The organism is Pseudoalteromonas sp. AWM4_233 (assembly GCF_056158285.1).
Map to the genome: position 1 here is coordinate 941,669 of NZ_JBSWSZ010000001.1, position 24,576 is coordinate 966,244.

The following is a 24,576-nucleotide window of genomic DNA, read 5'->3' on the forward strand; positions in this document are numbered from 1 at the left end:
GATTTGCTTAAAAGATCAAAAGCAATAGACGTACCAGCTTTGTTGGCGTGAAAAATGCATTGAATTAGCAGACTTTAATTTGGTGTGTTTATTATGAAAGCGAAAAACGTTTTTTATTCATCATTGGTAACATGTTCTATTCTAATTACTGGCTGTAGTTCAGTATTTGATAAACATATAGAGTATACCTACGAAGAGCCGGATTACTATCCTGTTTTACGAGCTGTAGGGTATGCGCCTTTAAGCAATCAGCCAGGTGAATCGGATGCGCAAAAGATGCTGATGGCAATTAAAGTGTCTAAATTAGAAGCATATAGAGAACTAGCTGAGCAAGTACACGGTCAAAAGCTCACATCAACGATGACTGTAAAAGGGGCAATTGCGCAAACAGATGGGTTATCGAGTAAAGTCGGCGGTTTAATTAAAGGTGCTAAAATAGTGAAAACTTACTCTGTCGGTGATACATACGCGACAGAATTAGAGCTAGATATGAAAAAAGTACATGAATTATACATTAGTGCTATAAAACCAAGAAAAGTAAAGCGAGTGATTTACTACTAATAAAGTAAGTGGTATTTCACTTTTTAAGAATTAGGCTTTGAGGTTTTTAACTAACTCAGAGTTCGCGCTGACGACCCCACCATCTTGTCCGTATGTGATGGAGGTAGGCGCACCGATAATTATGTCTTTTAATTCTCGTACCGCAAGCTGAGCTTGATGGGCGGCTTGGGCGTTAACATCATTTTGTTTCTTACACTTTAAAAGCAAAGAGTTAACTGCGTTGGTTAAAGGTGTAATTTGTTCGATTTGAAAAATATCTTTGTTAAAGCCTGAAATTTCTTTATCTAGTTTTTGAATGGAATTGAGAAGAGTAAGTTTTTCACGAGCGATGTCTTTAAGGCCATCGCCCTTTTTGCTGGCAAGACATTCTAGCTCAGCATCTAAGAGCTGGGTCAAAGCGTTTAGATGCTGTATCTGATTTTCTAACTTGTGATGACAAAGATTAATTTGATCATCCATACACATCAAACTCGAATGCGGCAATATTCTTTGCAAGCTTTTCAGCATCGACTTGATACTTACCTTCGCTTATCGCTTTTTTAAGCTCTTCAACCTTTTTACTGTCAAAAGCTGGTTGCTGCTGTGCTTTTTCTTGCAAGCTCTTAAGTTGTTGTGCTTGCGGCGTTAAACTTACAGAATCAGTTGCAGCCTTCTGGGGAGCTTTAGCTACAACAGCTGCTTGATTAGCATCCGATTTTTGTAATTCAGCTTTTTGTTGCTTAATATTATTAAGCGTGCTGTTGGACTGAGGTTGCCCTTTTACATTATTAACCATGATAATTGACCCTAAAATTACTCATGCCTTACTATCGGCCTATTAGTGTATAACTTTAGCAAAAAAATTAAATATTAACCTCTACAGATTCTACATCTTTTACTCTTGCTGAGATAGTTTTTCCAGACTTTTGATTTTTAACTCTTATTTGCTCACCAATGTTCCCATCTTGGAGTGCAACGCCAGTAGTTTTTATCGTCAAAGTGCGAGTTTTAGCATAAATAGTGACGTTGTCGCCTTTGCAAACCATGCAGATATGATGGAGTCCAATGGCGGTACCTGCTCTAATTACTCTTTTACTTCTACTACCAAGTAGATATCGTTCAGTATCTAAATTACTGGCCCTGACAAAATGTTTAGGTTTAAATTCAATGCTGATAGATTCTCTGGTAATTAGCTCTCCTTTGTTAATGGCCTGAGTCGTAACGATCACAGGATGAAGTTCTTCAATTCTTACATGCACAAATTGAGTCCAGCCAGATATGTCTCCACATTTTACTTTTACAGTAACTTGTCGGTTAAAAGGCGGTATGGCATTGGTTGAGTATGATAAAGGGCTCTCACACGCACGTTTAGACAACCGAGCATCTAATGGTAATGCTTTAATGTTTGTTTTGATATCAGGGTTTAGCTCAATTTGTTGAGTAATAAACCTTTCAGCCCCCATTTCTAAGTTGGTGTTCGTATAAATTTGTGCTTGGCTCATGTAGCTGGCTAGAAAACAAGCCATTGCACAAAAAATCTCATATGATTTGGTTTTTTTTAACAAACTCATGATGTTTCGACTATGCTTATCTTGATAAACAAGGTATAAATATTTTGCGTGAAATACCATATTCCTTCAAGGTACTTCTATGATTAGTATCCTTTAAAGCGTATGATATTGCCAAGATGACCGTTATGTAGGAGATTGAAATGGCAGGTGTTTTAGACTCTGTAAACCAGCGTACTCAGTTGGTTGGGCAAAACCGCCTAGAGTTGCTACTTTTTCGACTGAGAGGTCGTCAAAGATTTGGCATCAATGTATTTAAAGTTAGAGAAGTGCTTCAGTGTCCGCCCCTCACCAGTATGCCGAAATCAAATTCTTACATTCGCGGCGTTGCCCATATTCGTGGTCAAACTATTTCAGTTATCGACATGTCTTTAGCTGTGGGTGGTCCACCCATCGAAAACATTAAAGACTGTTTTATTATCATTGCTGAATACAACCGTTCAGTGCAGGGCTTTTTGGTCGGTGCGGTTGAAAGAATCGTTAACATGAACTGGGAAAAAATTATGCCGCCACCAGATGGTGCGGGTAGGTACTCCTATTTAACGGCAGTTACAGAAATTGAAAACGAACTAGTCGAGATACTAGACGTAGAAAAGATTCTCAACGAAATATGCCCTGTTAATACTGAAGTCAGCGAAGAAATAGTGTCTGATGGTGAAATGCAAAAAGACCTTGGTGAGCGAATTGTATTTATCGCAGATGACTCTGCAGTTGCAAGAAATCAAGTCAAGCGTGCTTTGGAGCCATTAGGTGTTCAAACAGAATTAGCAAAAAATGGTAAAGAAGCTTTAATTAGGCTAAAAGAGATTGCAGAAGTTGATTGTCAAAATGACATAACTGAGCGTGTAGGCCTGCTTATTTCAGATGTAGAAATGCCTGAAATGGATGGCTATACGTTAACTGCTGAAATTAAAGCAGATCCAAAATTAGCCCCTTTGCATGTAATCTTACACACTTCACTAAGTGGGGTGTTTAATCAGGCTATGATTGAAAAAGTTGGCGCTGATGATTTTATTGCAAAGTTTAACCCTGATGAATTAGCAACAGCGGTTAAAAAATGGGTCCATTGTGATTAGATAACGGCGGTAGTATCTTGGAAAATAAAAACCTTCAACAAGGCGAATATGACCAGTTTAGAACCTTCTTAGAGCAGCAGTGCGGGATTGTTCTTGGAGATAACAAACTTTATTTGGTAAAAAGCCGTTTAGCTCCGTTGATGGCTCGCTTTGGGGTAGACTCTCTTTCTGCGCTTGTCGCTAAAACATTGAGCCCTCATGAACGTCAGCTAAGGGCTGCAGTTGTTGATGCCATGACCACAAACGAAACTCTCTGGTTTAGAGATACTTATCCTTTTGAGTTGTTAAAAAGTAAAATTTACCCAGAATTGAAAGACACCCGTAGGGGCTTAAAAATCTGGTCAGCGGCAAGCTCTTCAGGGCAGGAGCCATACTCTATTGCGATGTCGACACAGGAGTATCAATCTCAAAACCCTGGTGCACTGAAAATGGGTGTGCAAATTGTCGGGACTGACATATCAAATACCATGCTTGATATGTGTAAAAACGCAGAGTATGACTCATTGGCTTTGGCACGAGGGTTGTCAGTTGAACGTCGTCAAAAGTTTTTTCAAGACAGTGGCAACGGCATGGCGCGAGTTGTTGATCCAATAAAGAGAATGGTTAATTTTAGGCACCTTAACTTGCTCGATTCCTACTCTTTGATGGGGAAATTTGATGTTATCTTTTGCAGAAATGTACTGATTTACTTTTCGCCAGAAGTCAAAGCTAAGATTATTTCACAGTTCGCTCAGGCTCTGAACCCTAGAGGGTATTTGTTTTTAGGGGCATCCGAGTCGATGGCAGGGCTAAGTGATGAATTCGAAATGATCCGATGTAATCCAGGGATTATTTACCGTAAGAAAACATAATAAATACTAAGCGGCAACCTACTTGCCGCTTTTTTTATATCTTAGTCATTTCTCCTCAAACCTTTCTACCTATACATTACTCTTCTAACCTATTGAAATAAAGTGGTTTTATATTGGCCCGCTTATTGCTTCTACTTCGTGGAGTCAAATTTTTGGAGTCGTGTCATGGCAATTAGTTTTGATAAAGCACTTGGGGTTCATCAGCATACTATGTTGATACGTTCACAACGTGCAGAGATGTTAGCAAGTAATATTGCGAACGCAGACACACCAGGATACAAAGCAAAAGATATCGACTTTGCACAGGCATTCAAAGCGGCAAAGTCGTCTCAGCAACGTGGCAACATGATGCAAAGAACAGACAGTAAACATCTACATGGTGGCAGCCAGTTAAATAGTAGTGTTGAGCTATTTCGTAATCCAAATCAAGCAGATACAGGTGATGGTAACTCAGTTGATATACAAGTGGAACGAAACTTGTATGTACAAAACGCATTAGAGTATCAGGCAAGTTTGCAATTTTTAACTGGCAAGTTTAAAGGGCTAAAGAAAGCCCTAGGTAGTCAAGGAGCATAACCATGAGCTTATATAATGTTTTCGATATAGCAGGCTCAGGAATGAGTGCTCAAAATATTCGATTGAATACCACTGCGAGTAATATTTCAAATGCCAATAGCATCAGTTCTAGCCAAGATAAAGTTTATCGAGCGCGACACCCTGTATTTGCAGCTGAACTGACCAAAGCGTCTGAGGCACATGATCCAAGCCAGCTAAATGCATCGGTAGGAGTGAAAGTGCTAGGCATAGTAGAGAGTGATAAGCCATTACAGGTTGAGTACAACCCTAATCACCCTAGTGCTGACAAAGACGGGTACATCTATAAGCCAAATGTGAATGTAGTAGAAGAAATGGCAAACATGATCTCTGCTTCACGTTCGTACCAAACCAATGTCCAAGTTGCTGACGCAGCCAAGCAAATGCTCAGCAAAACTTTATTACTTGGTCAGCGCTAGTGGGAGTATAGCCGATGAGTAACGATATTAATGCCGCATCTTCATATATGGATTCGTTACGTTGGTCTGAGCAAAATAAAACAACGCAGAGCGATAAGAAAAACGATGCATTGACGCAAGAAGACTTCTTTTCGCTACTTACTCAGCAACTGTCTTATCAAGACCCGAGTAAACCTGCTGATAATGACCAAATGATTTCGCAGATGACGAACTTTACGATGGCCGAAGGTATTTCTGGTTTAAATGAAAAATTCGACTTGTTGTCAGCTTCAATGACCTCAAACTCGGCATTACAGGCATCTACGTTAGTCGGTAAAAAAGCGCTATTAGAATCGGATTCAATAGACTTTGGTGATGACCAATTAGCAAAAGGCTCAATTATAGCCCAAAGTCCTGTAGAGAAATTAACGGTCAGTATATTTGATGACAAAGGTCAACTAGTTCGTCAGATAGATATGGGAGCTCAAAAAGCTGGTGCGATCCGCTTTGAGTGGGATGGTAAAAACGGTGACGGAGAAACCATGCCAGCAGGTAATTACAAAATTAAGGCTGAGGGTAGCTTAAATGGCGAATATACAAGTTTACCCATGGCCACTTTTAAAAACATTGACAGTGTTAACGTAAACGGTGCTAACGGCATCATTGTTAATACGAGCTCTGGCGCAGTGAAATTATCAGACGTCGCAGAGATAGCATAGAATTTAAGTACTTAAGTAAATTTAAGTGAAAGAGGTGAAAACATGAGTTTCAATATTGCATTAACAGGATTAGCTGCGGCACAAAAAGACTTAGATGTCACAGCAAACAACATTGCTAACGTTAACACGACAGGTTTCAAAGAGTCTCGTGCAGAATTTGCAGATGTATATGCATCTTCAGTATTTAGTTCAGGCAAAACTAAAAACGGTGATGGTGCTCAAACGACTATGGTTGCTCAGCAGTTTCACCAAGGCTCGCTTAAATTTACCCAAAATTCGTTAGATTTAGCGATTACGGGTGAAGGCTACTTTGCAATGAGTGAAGATATTGCTTCACAAGATTATACCTATACGCGTGCAGGTGCGTTTAAGCTTAATAAAGATAACTTCGTAACCGATGCCGCAGGTAATTACTTACAAGGCTTTCCGGTTGACCCTGGTACGGGTAATACAACATCACTGAGCCTGAGTACTGCTTCTCCAATTCAAATTCCTGACGCATCTGGTTCGCCTCGTCACACGTCAAACATTTATAGTTCAATGAATTTAGATTCACGTGCTGGTGCACCATCAACTACAACGTTCGATCCAGGCGATAGTACAAGTTATAACTCATCAACATCAACGACCATTTATGATTCGTTAGGTGAGCCACATGTTGTACAGTTTTTCTTTGTGAAACAAGATCCAGCTGTTGCTAATAACTCTTGGCAAGTATTCGCAACAATGGATGAGATCCCCATTGATATCAATGGTAATGAAACTGCAACTGGTGCACATACACCAATTGATACCTTGCAATTCACTGCTGCAGGTCTGCCAGATGTAACTGCACCAGAAACAACTTTTCCTGATATCAATATTTTATCGACAGGTACTACTGGTCTGTCGCAACGATTAACGAATGGTGCACAGTTTCCAAATAACATCACAGTAAATTGGAGTGATGAAGGTAATACCGCAAATAAATTACCTACACAGTATGCAAGCCGTTTTGAGGTTAAAGCGTTAGAGCAAGATGGTGCAACAGTTGGTCGTTTAGCAGGTATTGATATTGGTGCTGACGGTAAAGTTGTTGCGTCTTATTCAAATGGTGATACTGCTTTCCTTGGCCAAGTTGCCATGGTTCGTTTCTCAAACTCACAAGGTTTATCTCAGGTAGGTGGTACAGCTTGGAAGAAAAGTTTAACCTCAGGTGAGCCAATCGCAGGTGAACCTGGTTCAGGTACATTGGGTACAATTAACTCTTCTGCTTTAGAGCAATCGAACGTTAACCTTACAAACGAGCTCGTAGATTTGATTAGTGCTCAACGTAACTTCCAGGCTAACTCTCGTGCCTTAGAAGTTAACTCGACGCTACAACAGAACATTCTACAGATCCGATAATCACTTAAACCCTCTTTCATCAAGGCCGCAACAGCGGCCTTTTTTTCTTTTTTAAACGTCAAAATTAGGTTGGCACTTTTATTGCTTTAATAGGTTTAAGATTAATTTTTAGGCCAATGTAATGGATAAAATGCTGTATATCGCAATGTCGGGCGCCAAACAAAGTTTGCGCGGTGTGGCATTAAAAGCGAATAACCTAGCCAATGCCAATACCACAGGCTTTAAAGCTGACTTTGCTCAAGCGCGTTCAATGCAAGCGTTTGGAGAAGGTTTACCAACACGGGTGTTTGCGATGCAAGAGCGCCCAGGCACCAATATGACTATGGGTGCAGTTGTTGAAACAGGCAGAGACCTAGACATAGCGGTAGACCAAAAATCTTGGATCAGTGTGCTTGATGCTTCTGGTGAAGAAGCATATACCAAAGTTGGTACATTAAATATTAAGACAGATGGCGCATTAGTAACAAGCCATGGCCGTCAAGTAATTGGCGAAGGTGGTCCAATAATTTTACCTGTACCGGTTGATAAAGTGGTGTTTAGTGACGATGGCTCAATTCAAGTTCGTCCTCAAGGTGCACCAGCTAACTTTTTAGAAGTAGTTGATAGGCTGAAAATTATCGAGGCTGATAATAGTAAACTGCAAAAAGGCAATGATGGCTTGTTCCGCCCCAAAGAAGAGGCATTAGAAGATGGCTTTTGTGGTTTTTGTGACATATCTCCAACAGCTCGAGTCATGAGTGGCATGTTAGAGATGTCTAATGTCAATCCTGTACATGAAATGACAGACATGATTAACCATCAACGTCAATTCGAAATGCAAATGAAGTTAATGAAAAAAGCAGAAGAGATGGATGAAAAGCATGTCACTCTTCTTCGTATAGTATGATGAGTGAGGTATAAGTTATGAACCCAGCATTATGGATCAGTAAAACAGGCCTAGACGCCCAGCAAACTGACATTTCGGTTATCTCGAATAACCTCGCCAACGCCAGTACCGTTGGTTACAAAAAGAGCCGCGCGATTTTTGAAGATCTGCTTTATCAAAATATCAATCAGCCAGGTGGTCGTTCTTCACAAGATACTGAACTGCCGTCAGGTTTGATGTTAGGTGCAGGCGCAAAAGTAGTTGCTAACCAAAAGAACTTTTCTCAAGGTAATATGCAAAGCACTGAAAATTCACTGGACTGGATGATTCAGGGTCCTGGCTTCTTCGAAATTCAAATGCCAGATGGCACAGTGGCTTATTCTCGAAATGGCCAATTCACAACAGATGAGAACGGTAGAATAGTGACTTCGGGCGCAGGTTTTCCTGTTCAACCAGAAATGAACGTACCTGATGATGCGAAATCTATTAGTATTTCGCAAGATGGAGAAGTGTCAGTAACGATTGCAGGACAAGCAGAAAATGTCGTCATTGGTCAGTTAGTGATTAGTGACTTTATTAATCCATCTGGTTTAGAGCCAATCGGACAAAACCTTTACACAGAAACAGCAGTCAGTGGTGCGCCTGTTCAGGGCAACCCAAGTGTTGATGGTTTAGGCTCTATTGTGCAAGGTGCACTGGAAACATCAAACGTTAACGTAACAGAAGAGTTGGTGAACCTTATTGAAACTCAGCGTGTTTATGAAATGAACTCAAAAGTTATCTCAAAAGTAGATGAGATGCTGAGTTACATTAATCAGCAACTATAACTCTGGAGACTACTATGCGTATTGTAAGTTTTATTATTTTAGGCTCATTGTTTCTAACTGGGTGTGTGTCTACACAAAACAAAAACGTCGTAAAAGACGATCCTTACTATGCGCCTATTTATCCAGAGCAACAAGCTGAGCAAATTGTCGCAACTGGCTCTCTTTTTAACCCAAATTTATCAAACGATTTATATGGTGATAAAAAGGCACTCCGTGTTGGCGATATTTTGACAGTTGTACTTAGAGAAACAACGTCTGCAACAAAAGCCGCTAATACAACAACAGGGAAGTCAACTGCAGCATCGTTAGATCCAGTAGTAGGGCTTGGTGGAGCAAACGTAAATATTGGCACTCAAAGTCTTCAGTTCGGAATGAACTCCAGTAACTCTTTTTCAGGCGACAGCCAAGCAAACCAATCAAATAGTCTATTTGGTAATATTTCGGTGAACGTGATGCGCGTACTGCCGAATGGCAATTTGGTTGTTCGTGGTGAAAAGTGGTTAACACTTAATACGGGTGAAGAGTTTATGCGAATAGAGGGCATTATCCGTGCTGCGGATGTTAAGTCAGATAATACGGTAGAGTCGAACCGAATTGCTAATGCGCGAATTCAATATTCAGGTAAAGGTGACGGCCAAGAAGCGCAAAGTGCGGGTTGGTTAGCTAAGTTTTTCTTAAGTACCTTAATGCCATTCTAAGGAACCATGATGAAAATGTTCAAAATAATGACTGCGGTTTTGCTTTTAATTATGAGCCAAGTAGCACAAGCAGAACGGATCAAAGATGTCAGCATGGTCGAAGGTGTTCGTTCCAACCAGTTAGTGGGTTACGGCCTAGTAGTGGGTTTACCTGGTACAGGTGAACAATCTCGTTTTACAGAGCAAAGCTTTAAGGCCATGCTGAGTGGTTTTGGTATCACATTACCAGCTAACTTAAAGCCAAAAATTAAAAATGTGGCGGCAGTGGCCGTGCATGCAGAGTTGCCTCCATTTGTAAAACCCGGTCAGAATATTGATATTACAGTATCTTCAATAGGCAGCGCGGGTAGCTTAAGAGGAGGGACTTTACTGCAAACATTCCTAAAAGGTGTTGATGGTAATGTGTATGCCATTGCACAAGGCAGTTTAATCGTGGGTGGTTTAGGCGCTGAAGGGTTAGACGGAAGTAGAGTTGTTATTAATACTCCTACAGTTGGCCGAGTTCCAAATGGTGCGACGGTTGAACGAGCCGTTGCAAGCCCTTTTACACAAGGTGATTTTATTACTTTTAATCTTAACCGTCCTGATTTTACAACAGCTAAACGTTTGGCTGACACCATTAATGATTTGGTCGGTCCTAATAGTGCAAAGCCAATGGATGCTGCGTCTGTTCGTGTAATTGCGCCTCGTGACCCTTCACAGCGCGTTTCTTATTTATCGACACTTGAGAATTTAGAGTTTAAACCGGCAGACACCTCAGCCAAAATTATTGTTAATTCGCGTACAGGCACGATTGTAATTGGTAAAAATGTCAAATTACAACCAGCTGCGATTACCCATGGTGGCCTCACAGTGACGATTTCTGAAGATCAAATGGTGTCTCAGCCACAACCTTTAGCAAATGGCGAAACGGTTGTTACTCGTCAAAGCATCGTCGATGTGAATCAAGACGACTCAAGAGCCTTTGTATTTAATCCGGGTGTAAGCCTTGATGACTTGGTCAGAGCGATTAATGAAGTAGGCGCTGCGCCAGGGGATTTAATGGCGATCCTTGAAGCGTTAAAAGAGGCTGGTGCTATTAATGGTCAATTAGTCGTCATTTAGTGTTTTATTTATAATCAAATAGTTAGCCTCGCAATTGCGGGGTTTTTTTTGGCTCGATTATTGCTTTGTTAGTGTATGACTAATTTAGTGTAATTGATGAGTATGAATACCAATCCGTTAGAAAAACAAAACTTCTTTGATTTAGGTGACCTAAATGCACTTAGACAAGATGCGTTGAAAAGCGGTGGCGATCAACAAGCATCGAATGAAGCACTAAAAAAAGCAGCAGAGCAGTTTGAATCTATTTTTACGCAAATGCTGATGAAAAGTATGCGTAAAGCCAATGAAGCGATGGAAGATAAAAACAGCCCATTTAATTCAAGTGGTGTGAAGTTCTTTCAAGAGATGCATGATCAACAGCTTTCTTTAGAGTTATCAAAAAAAGGTAGTCTTGGTTTAGCTGATCTTATTGTTAAACAGCTTTCACCTAATGTTGATGGATATAAACCGTCATCCGTACTTCGTAATGATGCACAGTTACCGATGCAAAAGACAACAACTGAGCAGCTCCCAGAGTTTATTCGTCGTCAACCTGAAGTAACGCCAGAGGTTGCTAAAGCAGAAAAAGCAGATGAACAAACTCGCTTTGACTCTCCAGAATCATTTATCAGTGAAATGTGGGAACACGCAAAAACAGCAGCACAGAAAATTGGTTTGAACCCAGCAGTCATGATTGCGCAAGCAGCGCTCGAAACAGGCTGGGGTAAGCATGTTATTGCAAAGCAAGATGGTAGCAGTAGCCTTAACTTATTCAACATCAAAGCGGATAGATCTTGGCAGGGTGAACATGCCAAAAAAATGACATTAGAGTTTGAGAAAGGTTTGCCTGTGAAAAAACAAGCCAATTTTAGAGCTTATGAATCAATTAAAGACAGCATTAATGATTATGTCGATTTTCTTCAAAGTAATCCACGTTACAGCCAGGCATTGAATAACACAGATAAACCTGAGCAGTACCTAGATGAACTTCAGCAGGCCGGCTATGCCACAGATCCAAACTATGCAGAAAAAATAAAGAATGTCTTACAGCGAGGAGAATTTAAACAGATGTTAACGTCGCTAGTACGTCAAGGAGTTAACTAAGATGTCTTTCAATTTAATGAATATTGGTAGTGCGGGGATCAGAGCGAATTCTGAATTACTTCAAACGACCAGTAAGAACATCTCTAACTTAAATACTAAGGGCTATATTCGCGAAAGAACCGAACATAGCACTATGGTGGGTAACCAAGTTGGCCGTGGCGAAACTGTTCGTTTAATTAATGAGTTTGCTCAAAAGCAATTGAATCGTGATATTTCCAATAAAACTTATTACGAACAATTTGTGACTGAGTCATCTCGCGTAGATACTTTGTTTGGTGAAGAGTCTAATAGTTTAAATAACAGCATTAACTCTTTATTCAATAACCTGCAAGAAGCAATGAATTTACCTTCTTCAACGGTCACTCGTTCACTGTTCTTAACGGATGCCCAAAACTTAGTCGATCAGATGGACCGCCTTTCGGGGATTGTTTTTGATCAGAACAATATTGTGAATGAACAGCTCAGTATTATGGCTGATGAAGCCAATAACCTAATCCAAAAGATCAGTGATTTAAATGACAAAGTGGTTGCCGTTGAGCAGCAATCTGGGATCACCAGCGGTAACTCAGTGGTTAATGAACGTGATGAAGCCATCAAAGATTTAGCGGAGCTGGTGGATATTGAGACATTAGATGGCCCGAACGGTGAAAAATTAGTTTTCCTAGGGTCAGGTCAATCATTAGTTATGGAAAATGGCACTTTTAATACGTTTGATATGGATGGCGACCCAGATCCAAATATAAAAGAACTAAAATTAGATTCTCCAGATGGAAAAGCCATTGAATTAGATGTGAATATTAGTACGCTTCGAGGAAAAATGGGTGGTCTTCTGGCGTTCAGAGATGAAATATTACATCCAGCCCAGAATCAACTAGGTCAAATAGGCTTAGCGTTAGCTGATGCCTTTAATGAACAAAACAAAAAAGGTATGGACTTAGACGGTAATATTGGCGGTGACATTTTTTCGATTCCTACTGTAGGCGGCTATGCCTATGCCGATAACACGGGTACTGCTTCAGTTAATGCGACAGTTGAAGCTGGTAAAGGTTCTGAAATCCCAGCTACTGACTTTAGAGTAACTTTTACGAGCGCAACAACGGTAGAAATAGCTGCTGTAGACAGCAAAGGTAACGTGATCGGTACGCCATCAACTGCTAATGTAACAGCAGGGGTCATTGATTCAAGTACTATCACAAGTGGCGAGTCTTTTGGTTTAGAAATGAATGTGTCTGGTACAGCAAATACAGGTGATAGCTTCTTAATTAAATTGAACTCTACAGCCGCTTCAACAATGGAGCTTGCTACAGAAAGACCTGAAAGTTTGGCATTGGCTTCACCTATTAGAACAACAACTGAAGCAAATAATACTAGCAATGCCACAATCTCAGTCGGTTCAGTAACTAACACAGGCACTGGCAGTAACTTTACAGCTTCGCCTCCAAGTTTGACCCAAGGTGATATCACTTTGACCAAAACAGGTAATGCCAATGAATACCAAATTCAAGATGGCAACGGTACAACTACATTTACGATTACACCGCCTGCTGAGAATATTTTAGCGCAAGCTGGCGCGCCTTATGACAGCTATGGTTTTGATTTTAACATCGATGGTACAGCGGCAACTGGTGATGTTTTTACCATTGAATTCAATACTGGCGGTTTTGACGATAACCGAAATGGGCTTGAGCTATCGATGCTTCCATCTGAAGAGCTCGTCCGACAGAATGTAGTGACAACGGCGACCGCTGATAACTTAAAAACTTTTAATGAAGCATATGCTGGGTTAGTGACAGAAATTGGTGTAATTGCGAACCAAGCGAAAACCAATGGAGCCGCTTTTGAGGCACTGGCAGAACAATCAGAAGCCTGGTTTGAGTCAATGTCCGGCGTTAATTTAGATGAAGAAGCTGCAAATTTATTACGTTTTCAACAAGCTTATTCTGCATCAGCGCAAATAATCACAACAGCTCGAACTGTGTTCGATACTTTATTAAGTGCAACGAGGTAATAAATTATGCGTTTATCTCATAATATGATTTTTAAAAATAACCTCAGTTCTATATTGAACAATCAGCAAGAGGTTAACAAAGCTCAAGAGCAGGTGACAACTCAAAAGCGCGTGTTAAGTGCTTCAGATGACCCCTCTGCTATGGCGCGTGCGTTACTTTATGGCGACAAAATTCAGACTAATGAGCAGTACACCAAAAATTTGACGATGTTAAAAAGTCGGCTAGATACCCAAGAAGGGGTATTAGAGAACATTAAGGACTCCTTAACACGTGCGCATGTGCTAACTGTTCAAGCGGGTAATGGTGCATTAACCAAACCGGATAGAGCTGCACTCTCTGAAGAGTTAAGTGCAATAAAAACCGCAGTGCTTGATTTAATGAATGCAAAGAGTGAAGACGGCCGTTATATTTTTTCTGGATACCAAGATAATACAAAAACTTTTTCTTATGATAGTGCTAATGGTCGTTATGCATACAATGGTGACCAAGGGCAGCATAAGATAAAAGTGGCAGAAGGTGTCGAGATAAAATCGAGTGATAATGGCTTTGATGTCTTTGAAAGTGTAGAGCAAAGATTAAATGTTGTATCAAATACAGGAGTTGTTTCGGGTGGTGTCACCAGTGCCAGTTTATATGTAACTGAGCAAGGTACTTTTGATGAATTTCATAAAGACAATTTTAATGCAGATCCAACAGCTCCAGCTGGCAGTAATACATTTAGCCTCACATTGACGACAGGCACACCTAATACATACCAATTACAACAAGGGGCGACAGTTTTGGAGACTGGTAGTTATGACACTATGCCAGTTTTGATTAAAGGAATTGAGTTTGAATTCTCAGGGGGGGGGGGCAGATAGACTTTGATTTAGAAGAGCCCAAAAAAGATAATGTGTTGAATACAATTGATGATTTAGTTTCCGCTTTAGAAAATGAATCTATAAGTGATAAGGATTACAGGCAAGTACTGGCGGATTCAATGCAAGGTATCGAAAGTGCAAAAAATCTTGTCTCTCAAACGCAGTCTGGTCTAGGAGGTAGATTAAATACTGCAACTAGGATAACAGAAGCAAATAATGATCTAGATACAAACAATAAGTTAGCAAAAGCAGAGCTAATTGAGTTGGACATGGCAGAGGCCATCACCGAGTTAACAAAACATGAGACAGCTTTACAGGCGTCACAGGCAACTTTCGGCCGATTATCTAATTTATCGTTGCTAGATTATATTCGTTAATTATTATCATAAGAAAAAGGCTGCCATTTATTTGGCAGCCTTTTTTCGTTTAGGCTTTCAAAAAAGCAAAATAGAACAGTTTGAGTTTGATTAAAAACAAGAAAATGTAATATCTATTACAAAAATAACTTTATGTATTTATAGTATAAATATGTATGTAATTTAATTTAAATTTAAGTAAAAACAAGGGGTTAAATATTTTTTTTAAAAAATACTAAAGGAATTTTTTTGCCGCCCGATAACTTAAGTAACCAAGCCGGAGAGTAGAATTTAAACCGAAGGCTTAAAGTTAATAGTTTGAGAGTAAACAACAAGTTTACATCGGGAGAATTATCATGGCACTTTATGTAAATACTAACGTAAGTTCATTGAACGCACAAAGACAATTAAATAACTCTGGTAACTCGCTAGATGTATCATTCAAGCGTCTATCATCAGGTTTCAGAATTAACAGTGCAGCTGACGATGCTGCTGGTCTACAAATCTCAGACCGTTTGACTTCACAAATCAACGGTTTAAACCAAGGTAACCGAAATGCTAACGATGGTATTTCACTTGCCCAAACAGCTGAAGGTGCAATGGATGAAGTAACATCTATGTTCCAGCGAGTTCGTACTTTGGCACAGCAAGCAGCTAACGGTTCAAATACTGACGAAGACCGTTTAGCTATTCAAGAAGAAATCCGCTCACTTTCTGCTGAAGTTAACCGTGTAGCTGCAGACACTACATTTGGTGGTCAAAATTTACTTGATGGTTCTTATTCAGCCAACTTCCAAGTAGGTGCAGACGCTGACCAAACAATTGGCTTCAGTATGCAAAATGTTGGTGGCACAGCTAACTCTTTATCAGCTAATGGTGGTTTCACACTGTCGGGTATTGCTGGTGTAGCAAGTGGTGTAACAGGTGAATCATTAAGTGCTACAGTGGGTAGTATTAGTACAACTGTAGGTGCATCAGCTGATGATACAGATTTTGCAGGCGTATTCACTGCATCTGGTATATCTGTATCTTCACAAGCAAATGCGCAAGCGGTAATGGCTGGTATGGATAACCTAATTGCAGTTGTTGATAAGAAGCGTGCTGAACTAGGTGCTGTACAAAACCGTTTCCAATCAACGATTCGTAACCAATCGAATGTCGCTGAAAACTTATCGGCTGCGAAATCTCGCATAAAAGATACTGACTTTGCTCAAGAAACTGCGAGTCTAACTAAAATGCAGATTTTACAACAGGCTTCACAAACAATTCTTAGTCAGGCTAACCAGCGTCCACAGGCTGCATTAAGTCTTCTAGGGTAGCAGTAAAGGAAAGGGTGTCTAGACCTGATGGGGTATTAGCCTAGACACCAAATTGGATAACAAAGCGGAGGAGCTTAAATCCAATATGTTCATAGTTCAATGAACACTAAAGTTATTAGCATATACTATGCCAAGTTTTAGCTAATAAATTGACAACTCTCTCAAACTGATGAGGAGGGCTTTATTTAAGCCCTCCTTTTTTTTGGCATTAATTTTGGCCTGTCTTTTGCAGTAGTCTTGTTAGAACAATTAATCAGGACAAAAAAGGCAGTTTTTTGCCCCTTCGTTACCAACGAAAAAAGCTGCCAGTTTGTATCTAAGACAACATCAGAATCAAGTGATTTTGATAGGTTAAGAGAGAGAATTAGCTATGGCTTTATTTGTAAACACCAATGTAAGTTCAATAAACGCTCAGCGTCAGTTGCAAAAATCAGGTGTCGAGTTAGACACTTCATTCAAGCGCCTTTCTTCAGGTATGCGCATCAATAGTGCTGCGGATGATGCAGCAGGTCTACAAATCACAGACCGTCTTCAGTCGCAAATACTGGGTCTTAATCAAGGTAACCGAAATGCAAATGATGGAATTTCGTTAGCTCAAACAGCCGAAGGGGCAATGGATGAAATTACCTCTATGTTTCAGCGTATTCGAACTTTGTCTCAGCAAGCTGCAAACGGCTCAAACACTGACGAGGATAGATTGGCTATTCAAGAAGAGATTCGTCAACTATCTGCTGAAGTAAATCGTGTTGCGACAGATACTACCTTTGGTGGGCAAAACCTATTAGATGGAAGTTATGCTGCTAATTTCCAGGTTGGTGCTGACGCTGTTCAGACTATCGGATTTAGTATGCAAACCGTTGGTGTGAGTACGAATGGTAACAACTCACTTACAGCTAGTGGCGGCTTTACGATGTCAGGTGTTGCCAGTGTTGCAAGTGCTGTATCGGGAAATCAATTAAGTGACACTGTGGGCTCAATTAGTACTACTGTTGGCGCTTCTGCTGATAATACCGATTTTGCTGGCGTTTTTACTGCTTCAGGGATTTCGGTTTCTTCTCAAGCCAATGCGCAGGCGGTGATGGCGGGTATGGACTCTTTAATTGCTGTTGTTGATAAAAAACGAGCAGAATTGGGTGCGGTTCAGAACCGTTTCCAATCTACCATTCGAAATCAAGCGAACATTGCTGAGAACTTATCTGCAGCAAAATCTCGAATTAAAGATGCTGATTTTGCTCTAGAAACAGCAATGCTTACAAAAAATCAAATTCTACAACAAGCTAGTCAAACAATCTTAGGTCAAGCAAATCAAAGACCTCAAGCAGCTTTGAGTTTGTTGCAAGGTTAATAAAAAAATTACAAATTTAGCTAAAGCTTTCGCTTAAGAAGACGATAAAGGATTTAGAGAACTATCAATCTAGGACTCTAACTCGGTTCACAGCAGGGTAGGGGTATCCCGCTGTTTGCCTGTTCGTTAATGAAGCGGAGGCTATTATGGCTTTATATGTAAATACAAATGTGAGTTCTTTGAACGCACAAAGGCAATTAACTAATTCAGCAAACTCGCTGGATACTTCTTTCAAGCGGTTATCATCAGGTGTTCGTATTAATAGTGCAAAAGATGATGCGGCAGGTATGCAGATATCGAATCGATTAACAGGTCAGATAAATGGCTTAAATCAAGGTATTCGAAATGCAAATGATGGTATTTCACTAGCTCAAACAGCTGAAGGTGCTCTTGATGAAACAACACAAATGTTTCAACGTATCAGGACTCTTGCTCAGCAAGCATCAAATGGTTCAAACACCGATGAAGATAGACTCGCGCTACAGGAAGAGATTCGTTCGCTTTCCGAAGAAGTAAACCGTGTCGCAGAGGATACTACATTTGGTGGTCAGAACTTACTTGATGGTTCTTATAATGCTAACTTCCAAGTTGGCGCAGACGCTGACCAAACAATTGCATTTAGTCTACAAAATGTTGGTGGCACAGCCAATACAATTTCTGCAAATGGTGGATTTACGTTATCAGGTATTGCAGGCGTCGCCAGTGCTGTAACAGGTGAGACATTAAGTGCTACAGTGGGCAGTATTAGTACAACTGTAGGTGCAGCAGCTGATAATACAGATTTTGCAGGTGTGTTCACCGCATCAGGTATATCAGTGTCATCTCAGGCGAATGCTCAAGCGGTAATGGCTGGTATGGATAACTTGATTGCTGTTGTTGATAAAAAGCGAGCAGAATTAGGTGCGGTACAAAACCGTTTTCAATCAACAATACGGAATCAGTCAAATGTTGCAGAAAATCTCTCAGCAGCTCAATCTCGAATTAGGGATACAGATTTTGCTCAGGAAACAGCTAACTTGACTAAAATGCAGATTCTTCAGCAAGCGAGTAGTTCGATCTTAAGTCAGGCAAACCAACGTCCTCAAGTAGCGTTGTCTCTACTTGGCTAAAAGTTGGGTAAAATCGCCAAGCTTGTGACTTTTTCCGAGCTTGGCGTATACTTTAAATACTAAATTGAGGTGATGTATGAACGATATTCAAATTTCTCCCTCACAAAATCTCGAAGCAGAAGGCGCTAGAGTAAAAAGCAATCTTCCTGAGCCTGAAAAACTTGGTGCTGGTAGTCAGGAAATAGCTAAAGCAGATTCTAATCTTTCATTAAATAATGGAAATGAAAAGAGTAACTTTGAGTTTATTCATGAAGTAAAAGAGAACTTAAAGAAAATAAATGACTTTATTCCCGTGTCGTCAACTGGAGTAAGCTTTGAATTCAATGAAACGGATAGTAATCCGGTAATCAAAGTAATTGATAAAAGCAATGATGAAGTTATTAGAGAAATTCCATCTGAGGAGTTTCGTGAAATGGCTAAAGCTTTAGACGAGTTTGCCGAAAAAGTATCTAGTACAGGTGTGTTGTTTAATAAAACAGCATGAAAATAGTTGGAGGTAGTATATGCCATTAATAACGTCAGCAGGTGTAGGTTCTGGCCTTGATCTTGAAAGTATCATCAGTGCTTCAGTCGCAGCAGAGAACACGCCAAAGATGCAATCTTTCGTGGCTAAAGAAGAGGCTCTACAAGTTGAGCTGTCAGCAATTGGTGAAATTAAATCAGCTATCTCTAAACTAGAAGACACAGTAGAGAAACTTGCAGATTCAGAGAGTTTCGGCAAAAGAATCGCAAATATAACTCAGCCTGATGGTGGTGACATAATCAGTGTGACTCCGACTTCAGATATTTCAACTGGTTCTTTTGATATTGCGGTCAAACAATTGGCGCAGGGTAGTCGAGCGGTGACTGCTGACGGCGCTTTTGCTGATGCTGATGCAGTTGTAAGTGCTTCAGGAGGTACTCTCTCTTTCTCTGCTGGCACGGATAATTCGTTTGACCTTACTGTGACAGCTGGAATGACGTTATCAGAGTTACGTGATGCAATTAACGCTTCAGATTCTAATTTTGGTGTTACAGCTAATATTGTTAACACAGGTGATTCCAGTGTTGGCTCAAAATTGGTACTTACATCTAATGTTACAGGTAGTGGTAATGACTTAGTTATTACCAGTGATACTGCCGAGCTTGATGCGATTGAGACTTATGATGCAGATACTAATACAAGTGGCGGTATGACGATAGCTGCAGAAGATGTTGCTCAAGATGCGATCATTACTGTTGATGGTTTACAGGTAACTAATGACACCAACACTTTCAAAGATGCCGTGCAAGATATGACAATTAAAGCACTTGCACTGAGTAGTGGTAATGATACTGATGGATATGATACAGCCGAGCTTAACGTAGAGTATGACCGAGAGTCAGTTACTGCATTAGTTGACGAGTTTATCGCGAACTATAATAACTTAGTCGGAAATATAGGTTTCCAGACTAGAATCGGTAAACCGCTTAATGGTGACTCTTCAATGAGAACGTTAAGTGACCAATTAATATCTACTTTATCAACCCAGTTAACAGATGCTGGCCCATTTGAATCTATTTTTGATATTGGATTAGGTGTAGATAAAGAGGGGTATTTAGAAAAATCGTCATTAGTACGCAGTCTTAATGAAGCAATGGATGAAAATTTTGATGATATTGGCACAGCTTTTGCAGGTGATAATGGTGTGGCAAAGCAACTCGAGAGCCTTTTAGAAAATTACGTTGACTCGAGTGGCATTATTAAACAACGTGAAACCAGCTTAAATGGTCAGCTTGACGATCTTGAAGATGATGTTATTAATCATGAGTATAGAATGGCTTCTTTGGAAGAACGTTTAAGAAAGCAATACTCTGGTTTGGATGTACTGATTGCTCAAATGCAACAAACCCAGTCTTATTTGGGGGCTCAGTTATCGAATTTACCTGGTTTTACTAAAGCTAGTTCGTAAGGTTGAATTATGTACAATGCAAAAGTTAAGAATTATCAAAAAGAAGCACTGAAAACTAGAGTTGCAGGTGCTGATAGATATGAAATTATCCAGATGTTGATGGCTGGCGCTATTGATAAAATGGTTTTTGCGAAAGTTGCAATTGAAAAAAAGCACTTTGAAGCAAAATCAGAGCATCTTTCTAAGTCTTCTGCAATCCTTGAAGCTTTAAGAGGGTGTTTAGATTTTGAGGTTGGTGGAGAGGTAACTGAAAATCTTTATGCTTTATACTCTTATATGATAGATCGCTTGTTGGATGCAAACCTACAAAATGACCCGGATATTGTTGATGAGGTTATGAATCTTTTGAAAGAGATTAAGTCTGCTTGGGATGCTATTCCTGTAAGTGTCCGCCAAGAAACTCTAAGTCAAAGCCATGACAGCGTCAATGCAGGATAATCTAGTCAAGATAACTCATGATTTAAGTCTTCTCGACAGCCTATGTAATAAAGGCGAATTAGAAGAGGCGACAGAGCTTTTTTTGAAAATAGACTCTGATATCAGAAGAATAGCCAACTCAATCGACGAAGGTGTTGATGAGGAGCTCAGGCAAGCGTTATTCGACGTTTACAATCAGTTTTCGGTCACGTTGCAGCATTTAAACGCCTTAAAAAAGGGCACTGGAGATAAGCTTCGTGAGTATATAAGCAGTAAGAAAAAGCTAAAAGCGTATAACAATATTTAGGAAGTAACTCATGGCTGATGGCTTATTCAAAGAGCAATTAGACGGTTTAGACAAAAAGCTGTCAGAGACAGTTAAACTTAAAGAATTAGAAAATTTGTTTGCACAAGGTGCAAATATTAGGTTTGAGAAAAACCTTCAGTCTTTCGAAAAATATTACCCTGATATTGCTGAAGCGATAAAAAACTTTAAAACAGATAGTTTAGCTTTACATGTTTGTGAAGATGGTGATGCAAATATTATAGAGCAAGGTTCAGGTGTTGCTTTATATAGTGATCACCCAAGGAAACAGTCCCATGAGCAGGTTGATAATAACTTAAGAACTCCAACATTTTGTACTGTTAAGTATGGGCAGTTGTTTTCTCCTGAAGACGGCGATAAACGTATTCACTCAAGGTATATGTCTCTTCTTAATAAGCAAATTAATGATGTGAAAGAGTTAAACCCGGGAAATACTCTTGAATTAAGCTCACTGCCAAGTACTTTTCCAACGTCTATGATTTTTGGAATTGGTTTGGGATATCATTTAGAAAAGCTATTTGATGAAGTGACATTTAACTATTCTTTTATTGTAGAGCCAAACTTTGAACTCTTTTTTGCAAGCTTATTTTGTATTGAGTGGAATAAGATTATAGCGAAAATAGATGAGTCTAATGGCTGTTTATTTCTCTACCTAGGGACTAGTTATAGTGAATTTTTCGACGACCTTAATAGAACCGTTGAAGATATTGGTGCATTTTCGGTTGCGAAAACATTTTGTTACCAACACTATCCAAACATCAATATCAATAAAATGATTGATGACTTTTTTAAAAACTATTTTAGGCTTTTAAATGGTTTTGGTTTTTATGATGATGCCGTGGTAAGCCTGAGCCATACTTTGTCCCATATGGCTAAAAAATCCCCGTTTTGGACAGGTGGAGTTTTACAGGATAAAAGTAAAGCGGGTTGTCCTGCATTTATTGTAGGTAATGGTCCATCATTAGATGACAGTATCGAGTTTTTGAAAAACAATCAAGATAAGGCAATAATAATAGCTGCAGGCACAGCGTTAAATTCGCTTCTAAAGGTTGGGATTAAACCAGATTTTCATGTGTTAATTGAAAGGCCCAGAAGAACTCATGATATTTTATTGGACTCCACCGATAAGAGCACTTTGAAAAAAATTAACTTGTTGACAACAAATGTACTATACCCTGAGACGACTTCTTTATATGAGTGGGCTGGTTTAGCACTGAAAGGAAATGAGGCTGGTACTGATTACTATGTCCTCTCAAGGTTATTATATGGAATGAAATTTCAAAATATAATTCCGTTTTCTAATCCACTTGTTGCTAATACTGCAACCTCGTTCGCGGCATCATTAGGCTTTGATGAAGTTTATTTGTTTGGAGTAGATAATGGTGTGCCTGATAGTGGTAAACATCATTCCAAACACAGCATTTATGAGTCCGGAAAGTATAAAGTCATAGAAGGTTATAGGCATCGTATAAAAGGGAATTTAGGTGGTGAATTAAACTCAAATGATTTGTATTTGGTTTCAAAGTACCAGTTAGAGTCTCTAGCTCAAGTATCACCTAATGTCAGCTTCTATAATGTAGGAGACGGAGCTGAATTAAATGGTTATTATGCTTTAGAGGAAGATAAAGTATTACTCAATAAAGACCCAGTAAATAAAAAGCACATAATAGATAAAGTCAAACAATGCTTCTCTGATGTTATCCCTGATGATAAAGGAGAAGTAGTTTTAGATATGCCTCAATTTGATACGATTTCTGAGCATATACTTTCAATTACTAAAGAGCATTTCAATACACGAGAGGAGTGTTTGGAATTGCTGAACAGGCAAGCTAGGTATCTTTATTCATTGAAAAAAACTCGATTTAGTCATTTCTATTTTATCTTTAAAGGCTCATTGTTATATTTCCATTGCCCTCTTATAACAAGCCTATATTATTACCAAGATCCATCAAAGAGTTTAGAGTTAATGATTGAGCTTATGTCTTTATGGAACGATTATCTAAAAGAAATAATCGAGGACTTTAAGAAAAACTACAATAGAAATTGTGATTGGGAGTTTGTTTGAGCGTATCACTATTATTAAAGGTGAAAAGAACCACTTGGTAATATTATTTAGCTAAGCATTACAAAAACCCAAGTAGGCAACTAGTGCGGACTTGGGTTTCTTCAATTTTACTATATCTTTATTTCCCTTTTTTAGTAAGGAAAAACGTATTTTCTTTGTACAGAGAAGCAAATGCTGTATACATGTCACTTGTTGTTATAAGCCCAATTGAACCTCTTCCAACAGAAGCTCTTTTGTACAGATTATGTTGTGTAGTATAGTTATTAAATATTTCGAAACTGGCTTCACTCCCCTTAATATCAAGGTCTCGAACATATAAAGTTGACTCGGACTTTATATAGTCAGAATTTACTCGCTTTTTACCATGGAAAGTTTTTTCATAGCGATAAGGAACATTAAATAGTTTCTCAATATAATGAAGTAACGTGCTACCTGCATCGAAGTTTATATTTAAAACCTTACTTTCCAGTTTTATTAGTCTTGCGAAAGCACTATCTTCTGAGTAGGCATTTTCTGGTAAGTCTTTTGTTAATGTATCTTTTTGTTTGCCTATAGCTGCAATCGACACTGAGGGGTCGTTGCTTCTTCGTGATTGAGCCAGTTCCCTAACGTATTCAGACAGAGCTCCACAGTTAGAGCGGGTAGAGTGCAAGTCAAAGTCCTCGTTATTGCCAAACGAATAAGTAAAAGTCGGCACCACAAATGTACCCTCAGGGCCTAAAACTTCCATGATAGTTTCTACTATTAAGTTCATGATTTCATTTTTAGTAGAAGCTTCTTTAGGGATACCAAGAAACCCTATATTACTGTGACAAAAGAGTATGTCACCATTACTTACACCCAAAGCTAATAAAGCTCTTTTTAATTCTTGCTTTGTGTAGTGATACTTCATGAGTTATCTGCTTTGATCTCTAGAATTATCTCAGCTAAACCATTAATGGAAGAAAACCTTCTATCTTCAAAATGAATTTCTTGGAAAGAGATAGAGAATTTTTCTTCACAAAACTCGATTAATAAAATCATGTCAAACGAGTCGAGGTACCCGCTGTCAAAAAAATTAACATAATGTTCAACTCTGTCTATATTCTTGTTTTGGGTGATCCAGTTTGCTATTTGATGTTGTACTTCCAA

Annotated in this window: 25 protein-coding genes and 3 pseudogenes; 23 read left to right on the forward strand and 5 right to left on the reverse strand. The window is 39.3% G+C overall.

Going from position 1 to position 24,576, the window contains the following annotated elements:
* The first annotated feature begins 93 nt into the window (after nucleotides 1-93).
* Nucleotides 94-561 carry an LPP20 family lipoprotein gene (locus tag ACXAC4_RS04135; protein ID WP_475159233.1) on the forward strand — a complete coding sequence of 156 codons (468 nt, stop codon included), beginning with the start codon at nucleotides 94-96 and terminating at the stop codon, nucleotides 559-561.
* A 30-nt stretch (nucleotides 562-591) separates the two neighbouring features.
* On the opposite strand, the gene flgN is transcribed toward ACXAC4_RS04135, so the two are convergent.
* From flgN to flgA, 3 genes are all read right to left on the reverse strand, one after another.
* Complete coding sequence (gene flgN, locus ACXAC4_RS04140; protein WP_475159234.1) at nucleotides 592-1,020, reverse strand: flagellar export chaperone FlgN; 429 nt, start codon at nucleotides 1,018-1,020, stop codon at nucleotides 592-594.
* Nucleotides 1,013-1,336, reverse strand: a complete 324-nt coding sequence (gene flgM / locus ACXAC4_RS04145) for a flagellar biosynthesis anti-sigma factor FlgM (protein WP_349287126.1) — start codon at nucleotides 1,334-1,336, stop codon at nucleotides 1,013-1,015. The genes flgN and flgM overlap by 8 nt, the downstream gene beginning before the upstream one ends.
* A 67-nt stretch (nucleotides 1,337-1,403) precedes the next feature.
* The gene (flgA, locus tag ACXAC4_RS04150; protein WP_475159236.1) at nucleotides 1,404-2,111 is read right to left on the reverse strand and encodes a flagellar basal body P-ring formation chaperone FlgA; all 708 of its coding nucleotides are present in this window, start codon (nucleotides 2,109-2,111) and stop codon (nucleotides 1,404-1,406) included.
* 140 nt (nucleotides 2,112-2,251) lie between these two features.
* Between flgA and ACXAC4_RS04155 the strand changes: the two genes are divergently transcribed.
* From ACXAC4_RS04155 to ACXAC4_RS04260, 22 genes and pseudogenes are all read left to right on the forward strand, one after another.
* On the forward strand, nucleotides 2,252-3,184 hold the full coding sequence (locus tag ACXAC4_RS04155; RefSeq protein ID WP_138483454.1) for a chemotaxis protein CheV: 933 nt from the start codon (nucleotides 2,252-2,254) through the stop codon (nucleotides 3,182-3,184).
* A 17-nt stretch (nucleotides 3,185-3,201) separates the two neighbouring features.
* Complete coding sequence (locus ACXAC4_RS04160; protein WP_475159239.1) at nucleotides 3,202-4,035, forward strand: CheR family methyltransferase; 834 nt, start codon at nucleotides 3,202-3,204, stop codon at nucleotides 4,033-4,035.
* A gap of 165 nt (nucleotides 4,036-4,200) precedes the next feature.
* Nucleotides 4,201-4,611: a flagellar basal body rod protein FlgB gene (gene flgB / locus ACXAC4_RS04165; protein WP_138483450.1), complete on the forward strand. Its 411-nt coding sequence runs from the start codon at nucleotides 4,201-4,203 to the stop codon at nucleotides 4,609-4,611.
* Nucleotides 4,612-4,613: 2 nt separating this feature from the next.
* On the forward strand, nucleotides 4,614-5,048 hold the full coding sequence (flgC, locus tag ACXAC4_RS04170) for a flagellar basal body rod protein FlgC (protein WP_058029153.1): 435 nt from the start codon (nucleotides 4,614-4,616) through the stop codon (nucleotides 5,046-5,048).
* 14 nt (nucleotides 5,049-5,062) lie between these two features.
* A complete protein-coding gene (locus ACXAC4_RS04175) occupies nucleotides 5,063-5,746 on the forward strand; it encodes a flagellar hook assembly protein FlgD (protein ID WP_475159240.1) in 684 nt (227 codons plus the stop codon).
* A 42-nt stretch (nucleotides 5,747-5,788) separates the two neighbouring features.
* Nucleotides 5,789-7,132, forward strand: coding sequence for a flagellar hook protein FlgE (gene flgE / locus ACXAC4_RS04180; RefSeq protein ID WP_475159242.1), 1,344 nt, complete (start codon nucleotides 5,789-5,791; stop codon nucleotides 7,130-7,132).
* A gap of 121 nt (nucleotides 7,133-7,253) precedes the next feature.
* Nucleotides 7,254-8,018: a flagellar basal body rod protein FlgF gene (locus tag ACXAC4_RS04185; protein WP_475159243.1), complete on the forward strand. Its 765-nt coding sequence runs from the start codon at nucleotides 7,254-7,256 to the stop codon at nucleotides 8,016-8,018.
* 17 nt (nucleotides 8,019-8,035) lie between these two features.
* On the forward strand, nucleotides 8,036-8,824 hold the full coding sequence (gene flgG, locus ACXAC4_RS04190; RefSeq protein ID WP_058029157.1) for a flagellar basal-body rod protein FlgG: 789 nt from the start codon (nucleotides 8,036-8,038) through the stop codon (nucleotides 8,822-8,824).
* Nucleotides 8,825-8,838: 14 nt separating this feature from the next.
* Nucleotides 8,839-9,522: a flagellar basal body L-ring protein FlgH gene (flgH, locus tag ACXAC4_RS04195; RefSeq protein ID WP_349287130.1), complete on the forward strand. Its 684-nt coding sequence runs from the start codon at nucleotides 8,839-8,841 to the stop codon at nucleotides 9,520-9,522.
* A gap of 9 nt (nucleotides 9,523-9,531) precedes the next feature.
* Nucleotides 9,532-10,626 carry a flagellar basal body P-ring protein FlgI gene (locus ACXAC4_RS04200; protein ID WP_475164042.1) on the forward strand — a complete coding sequence of 365 codons (1,095 nt, stop codon included), beginning with the start codon at nucleotides 9,532-9,534 and terminating at the stop codon, nucleotides 10,624-10,626.
* A gap of 102 nt (nucleotides 10,627-10,728) precedes the next feature.
* Nucleotides 10,729-11,709: a flagellar assembly peptidoglycan hydrolase FlgJ gene (flgJ, locus tag ACXAC4_RS04205; protein WP_475164044.1), complete on the forward strand. Its 981-nt coding sequence runs from the start codon at nucleotides 10,729-10,731 to the stop codon at nucleotides 11,707-11,709.
* 1 nt (nucleotide 11,710) lies between these two features.
* A complete protein-coding gene (gene flgK, locus ACXAC4_RS04210; protein WP_475159244.1) occupies nucleotides 11,711-13,717 on the forward strand; it encodes a flagellar hook-associated protein FlgK in 2,007 nt (668 codons plus the stop codon).
* A gap of 6 nt (nucleotides 13,718-13,723) precedes the next feature.
* Nucleotides 13,724-14,955 (forward strand): annotated as a pseudogene (gene flgL, locus ACXAC4_RS04215) (flagellar hook-associated protein FlgL).
* 335 nt (nucleotides 14,956-15,290) lie between these two features.
* On the forward strand, nucleotides 15,291-16,253 hold the full coding sequence (locus ACXAC4_RS04220; protein WP_475159246.1) for a flagellin N-terminal helical domain-containing protein: 963 nt from the start codon (nucleotides 15,291-15,293) through the stop codon (nucleotides 16,251-16,253).
* Nucleotides 16,254-16,623: 370 nt separating this feature from the next.
* A pseudogene (locus tag ACXAC4_RS04225) lies at nucleotides 16,624-17,206 on the forward strand (flagellin N-terminal helical domain-containing protein); the annotation flags it as partial.
* 113 nt (nucleotides 17,207-17,319) lie between these two features.
* Nucleotides 17,320-17,598, forward strand: a pseudogene (locus ACXAC4_RS04230) (flagellin); the annotation flags it as partial.
* A gap of 146 nt (nucleotides 17,599-17,744) precedes the next feature.
* Nucleotides 17,745-18,707, forward strand: a complete 963-nt coding sequence (locus ACXAC4_RS04235) for a flagellin N-terminal helical domain-containing protein (RefSeq protein ID WP_475159247.1) — start codon at nucleotides 17,745-17,747, stop codon at nucleotides 18,705-18,707.
* Between the two features lie 76 nt (nucleotides 18,708-18,783).
* Nucleotides 18,784-19,191, forward strand: a complete 408-nt coding sequence (locus ACXAC4_RS04240) for a flagellar protein FlaG (RefSeq protein ID WP_475159249.1) — start codon at nucleotides 18,784-18,786, stop codon at nucleotides 19,189-19,191.
* 19 nt (nucleotides 19,192-19,210) lie between these two features.
* On the forward strand, nucleotides 19,211-20,638 hold the full coding sequence (fliD, locus tag ACXAC4_RS04245) for a flagellar filament capping protein FliD (protein WP_475159251.1): 1,428 nt from the start codon (nucleotides 19,211-19,213) through the stop codon (nucleotides 20,636-20,638).
* 9 nt (nucleotides 20,639-20,647) lie between these two features.
* Complete coding sequence (gene fliS, locus ACXAC4_RS04250) at nucleotides 20,648-21,076, forward strand: flagellar export chaperone FliS (RefSeq protein ID WP_475159252.1); 429 nt, start codon at nucleotides 20,648-20,650, stop codon at nucleotides 21,074-21,076.
* Entirely contained in the window at nucleotides 21,066-21,362 is a 297-nt protein-coding gene (locus ACXAC4_RS04255) for a hypothetical protein (RefSeq protein ID WP_475159254.1), read from the forward strand. The genes fliS and ACXAC4_RS04255 overlap by 11 nt, the downstream gene beginning before the upstream one ends.
* 10 nt (nucleotides 21,363-21,372) lie before the next feature.
* Nucleotides 21,373-23,445 carry a motility associated factor glycosyltransferase family protein gene (locus tag ACXAC4_RS04260; protein ID WP_475159255.1) on the forward strand — a complete coding sequence of 691 codons (2,073 nt, stop codon included), beginning with the start codon at nucleotides 21,373-21,375 and terminating at the stop codon, nucleotides 23,443-23,445.
* 118 nt (nucleotides 23,446-23,563) lie between these two features.
* Here ACXAC4_RS04260 and ACXAC4_RS04265 read toward each other — a convergent pair whose 3' ends face one another.
* Together ACXAC4_RS04265 and ACXAC4_RS04270 are read right to left on the reverse strand one after the other, a co-directional pair.
* Nucleotides 23,564-24,337 (reverse strand): AAC(3) family N-acetyltransferase, encoded by a 774-nt coding sequence (locus ACXAC4_RS04265; RefSeq protein ID WP_475159257.1) that lies wholly within the window; start codon nucleotides 24,335-24,337, stop codon nucleotides 23,564-23,566.
* A complete protein-coding gene (locus tag ACXAC4_RS04270) occupies nucleotides 24,334-24,576 on the reverse strand; it encodes an acyl carrier protein (protein WP_475159259.1) in 243 nt (80 codons plus the stop codon). The genes ACXAC4_RS04265 and ACXAC4_RS04270 overlap by 4 nt, the downstream gene beginning before the upstream one ends.

Coding starts and splice junctions, on each gene's coding strand:
- ACXAC4_RS04135 (WP_475159233.1), top strand. CDS start 94: ATGAAAGCGAAAAACGTTTTTTATTCATCATTGGTAACATGTTCTATT.
- flgN (WP_475159234.1), bottom strand. CDS start 1,020: ATGGATGATCAAATTAATCTTTGTCATCACAAGTTAGAAAATCAGATA.
- flgM (WP_349287126.1), bottom strand. CDS start 1,336: ATGGTTAATAATGTAAAAGGGCAACCTCAGTCCAACAGCACGCTTAAT.
- flgA (WP_475159236.1), bottom strand. CDS start 2,111: ATGAGTTTGTTAAAAAAAACCAAATCATATGAGATTTTTTGTGCAATG.
- ACXAC4_RS04155 (WP_138483454.1), top strand. CDS start 2,252: ATGGCAGGTGTTTTAGACTCTGTAAACCAGCGTACTCAGTTGGTTGGG.
- flgB (WP_138483450.1), top strand. CDS start 4,201: ATGGCAATTAGTTTTGATAAAGCACTTGGGGTTCATCAGCATACTATG.
- flgC (WP_058029153.1), top strand. CDS start 4,614: ATGAGCTTATATAATGTTTTCGATATAGCAGGCTCAGGAATGAGTGCT.
- ACXAC4_RS04175 (WP_475159240.1), top strand. CDS start 5,063: ATGAGTAACGATATTAATGCCGCATCTTCATATATGGATTCGTTACGT.
- flgE (WP_475159242.1), top strand. CDS start 5,789: ATGAGTTTCAATATTGCATTAACAGGATTAGCTGCGGCACAAAAAGAC.
- ACXAC4_RS04185 (WP_475159243.1), top strand. CDS start 7,254: ATGGATAAAATGCTGTATATCGCAATGTCGGGCGCCAAACAAAGTTTG.
- flgG (WP_058029157.1), top strand. CDS start 8,036: ATGAACCCAGCATTATGGATCAGTAAAACAGGCCTAGACGCCCAGCAA.
- flgH (WP_349287130.1), top strand. CDS start 8,839: ATGCGTATTGTAAGTTTTATTATTTTAGGCTCATTGTTTCTAACTGGG.
- ACXAC4_RS04200 (WP_475164042.1), top strand. CDS start 9,532: ATGAAAATGTTCAAAATAATGACTGCGGTTTTGCTTTTAATTATGAGC.
- flgJ (WP_475164044.1), top strand. CDS start 10,729: ATGAATACCAATCCGTTAGAAAAACAAAACTTCTTTGATTTAGGTGAC.
- flgK (WP_475159244.1), top strand. CDS start 11,711: ATGTCTTTCAATTTAATGAATATTGGTAGTGCGGGGATCAGAGCGAAT.
- ACXAC4_RS04220 (WP_475159246.1), top strand. CDS start 15,291: ATGGCACTTTATGTAAATACTAACGTAAGTTCATTGAACGCACAAAGA.
- ACXAC4_RS04235 (WP_475159247.1), top strand. CDS start 17,745: ATGGCTTTATATGTAAATACAAATGTGAGTTCTTTGAACGCACAAAGG.
- ACXAC4_RS04240 (WP_475159249.1), top strand. CDS start 18,784: ATGAACGATATTCAAATTTCTCCCTCACAAAATCTCGAAGCAGAAGGC.
- fliD (WP_475159251.1), top strand. CDS start 19,211: ATGCCATTAATAACGTCAGCAGGTGTAGGTTCTGGCCTTGATCTTGAA.
- fliS (WP_475159252.1), top strand. CDS start 20,648: ATGTACAATGCAAAAGTTAAGAATTATCAAAAAGAAGCACTGAAAACT.
- ACXAC4_RS04255 (WP_475159254.1), top strand. CDS start 21,066: ATGCAGGATAATCTAGTCAAGATAACTCATGATTTAAGTCTTCTCGAC.
- ACXAC4_RS04260 (WP_475159255.1), top strand. CDS start 21,373: ATGGCTGATGGCTTATTCAAAGAGCAATTAGACGGTTTAGACAAAAAG.
- ACXAC4_RS04265 (WP_475159257.1), bottom strand. CDS start 24,337: ATGAAGTATCACTACACAAAGCAAGAATTAAAAAGAGCTTTATTAGCT.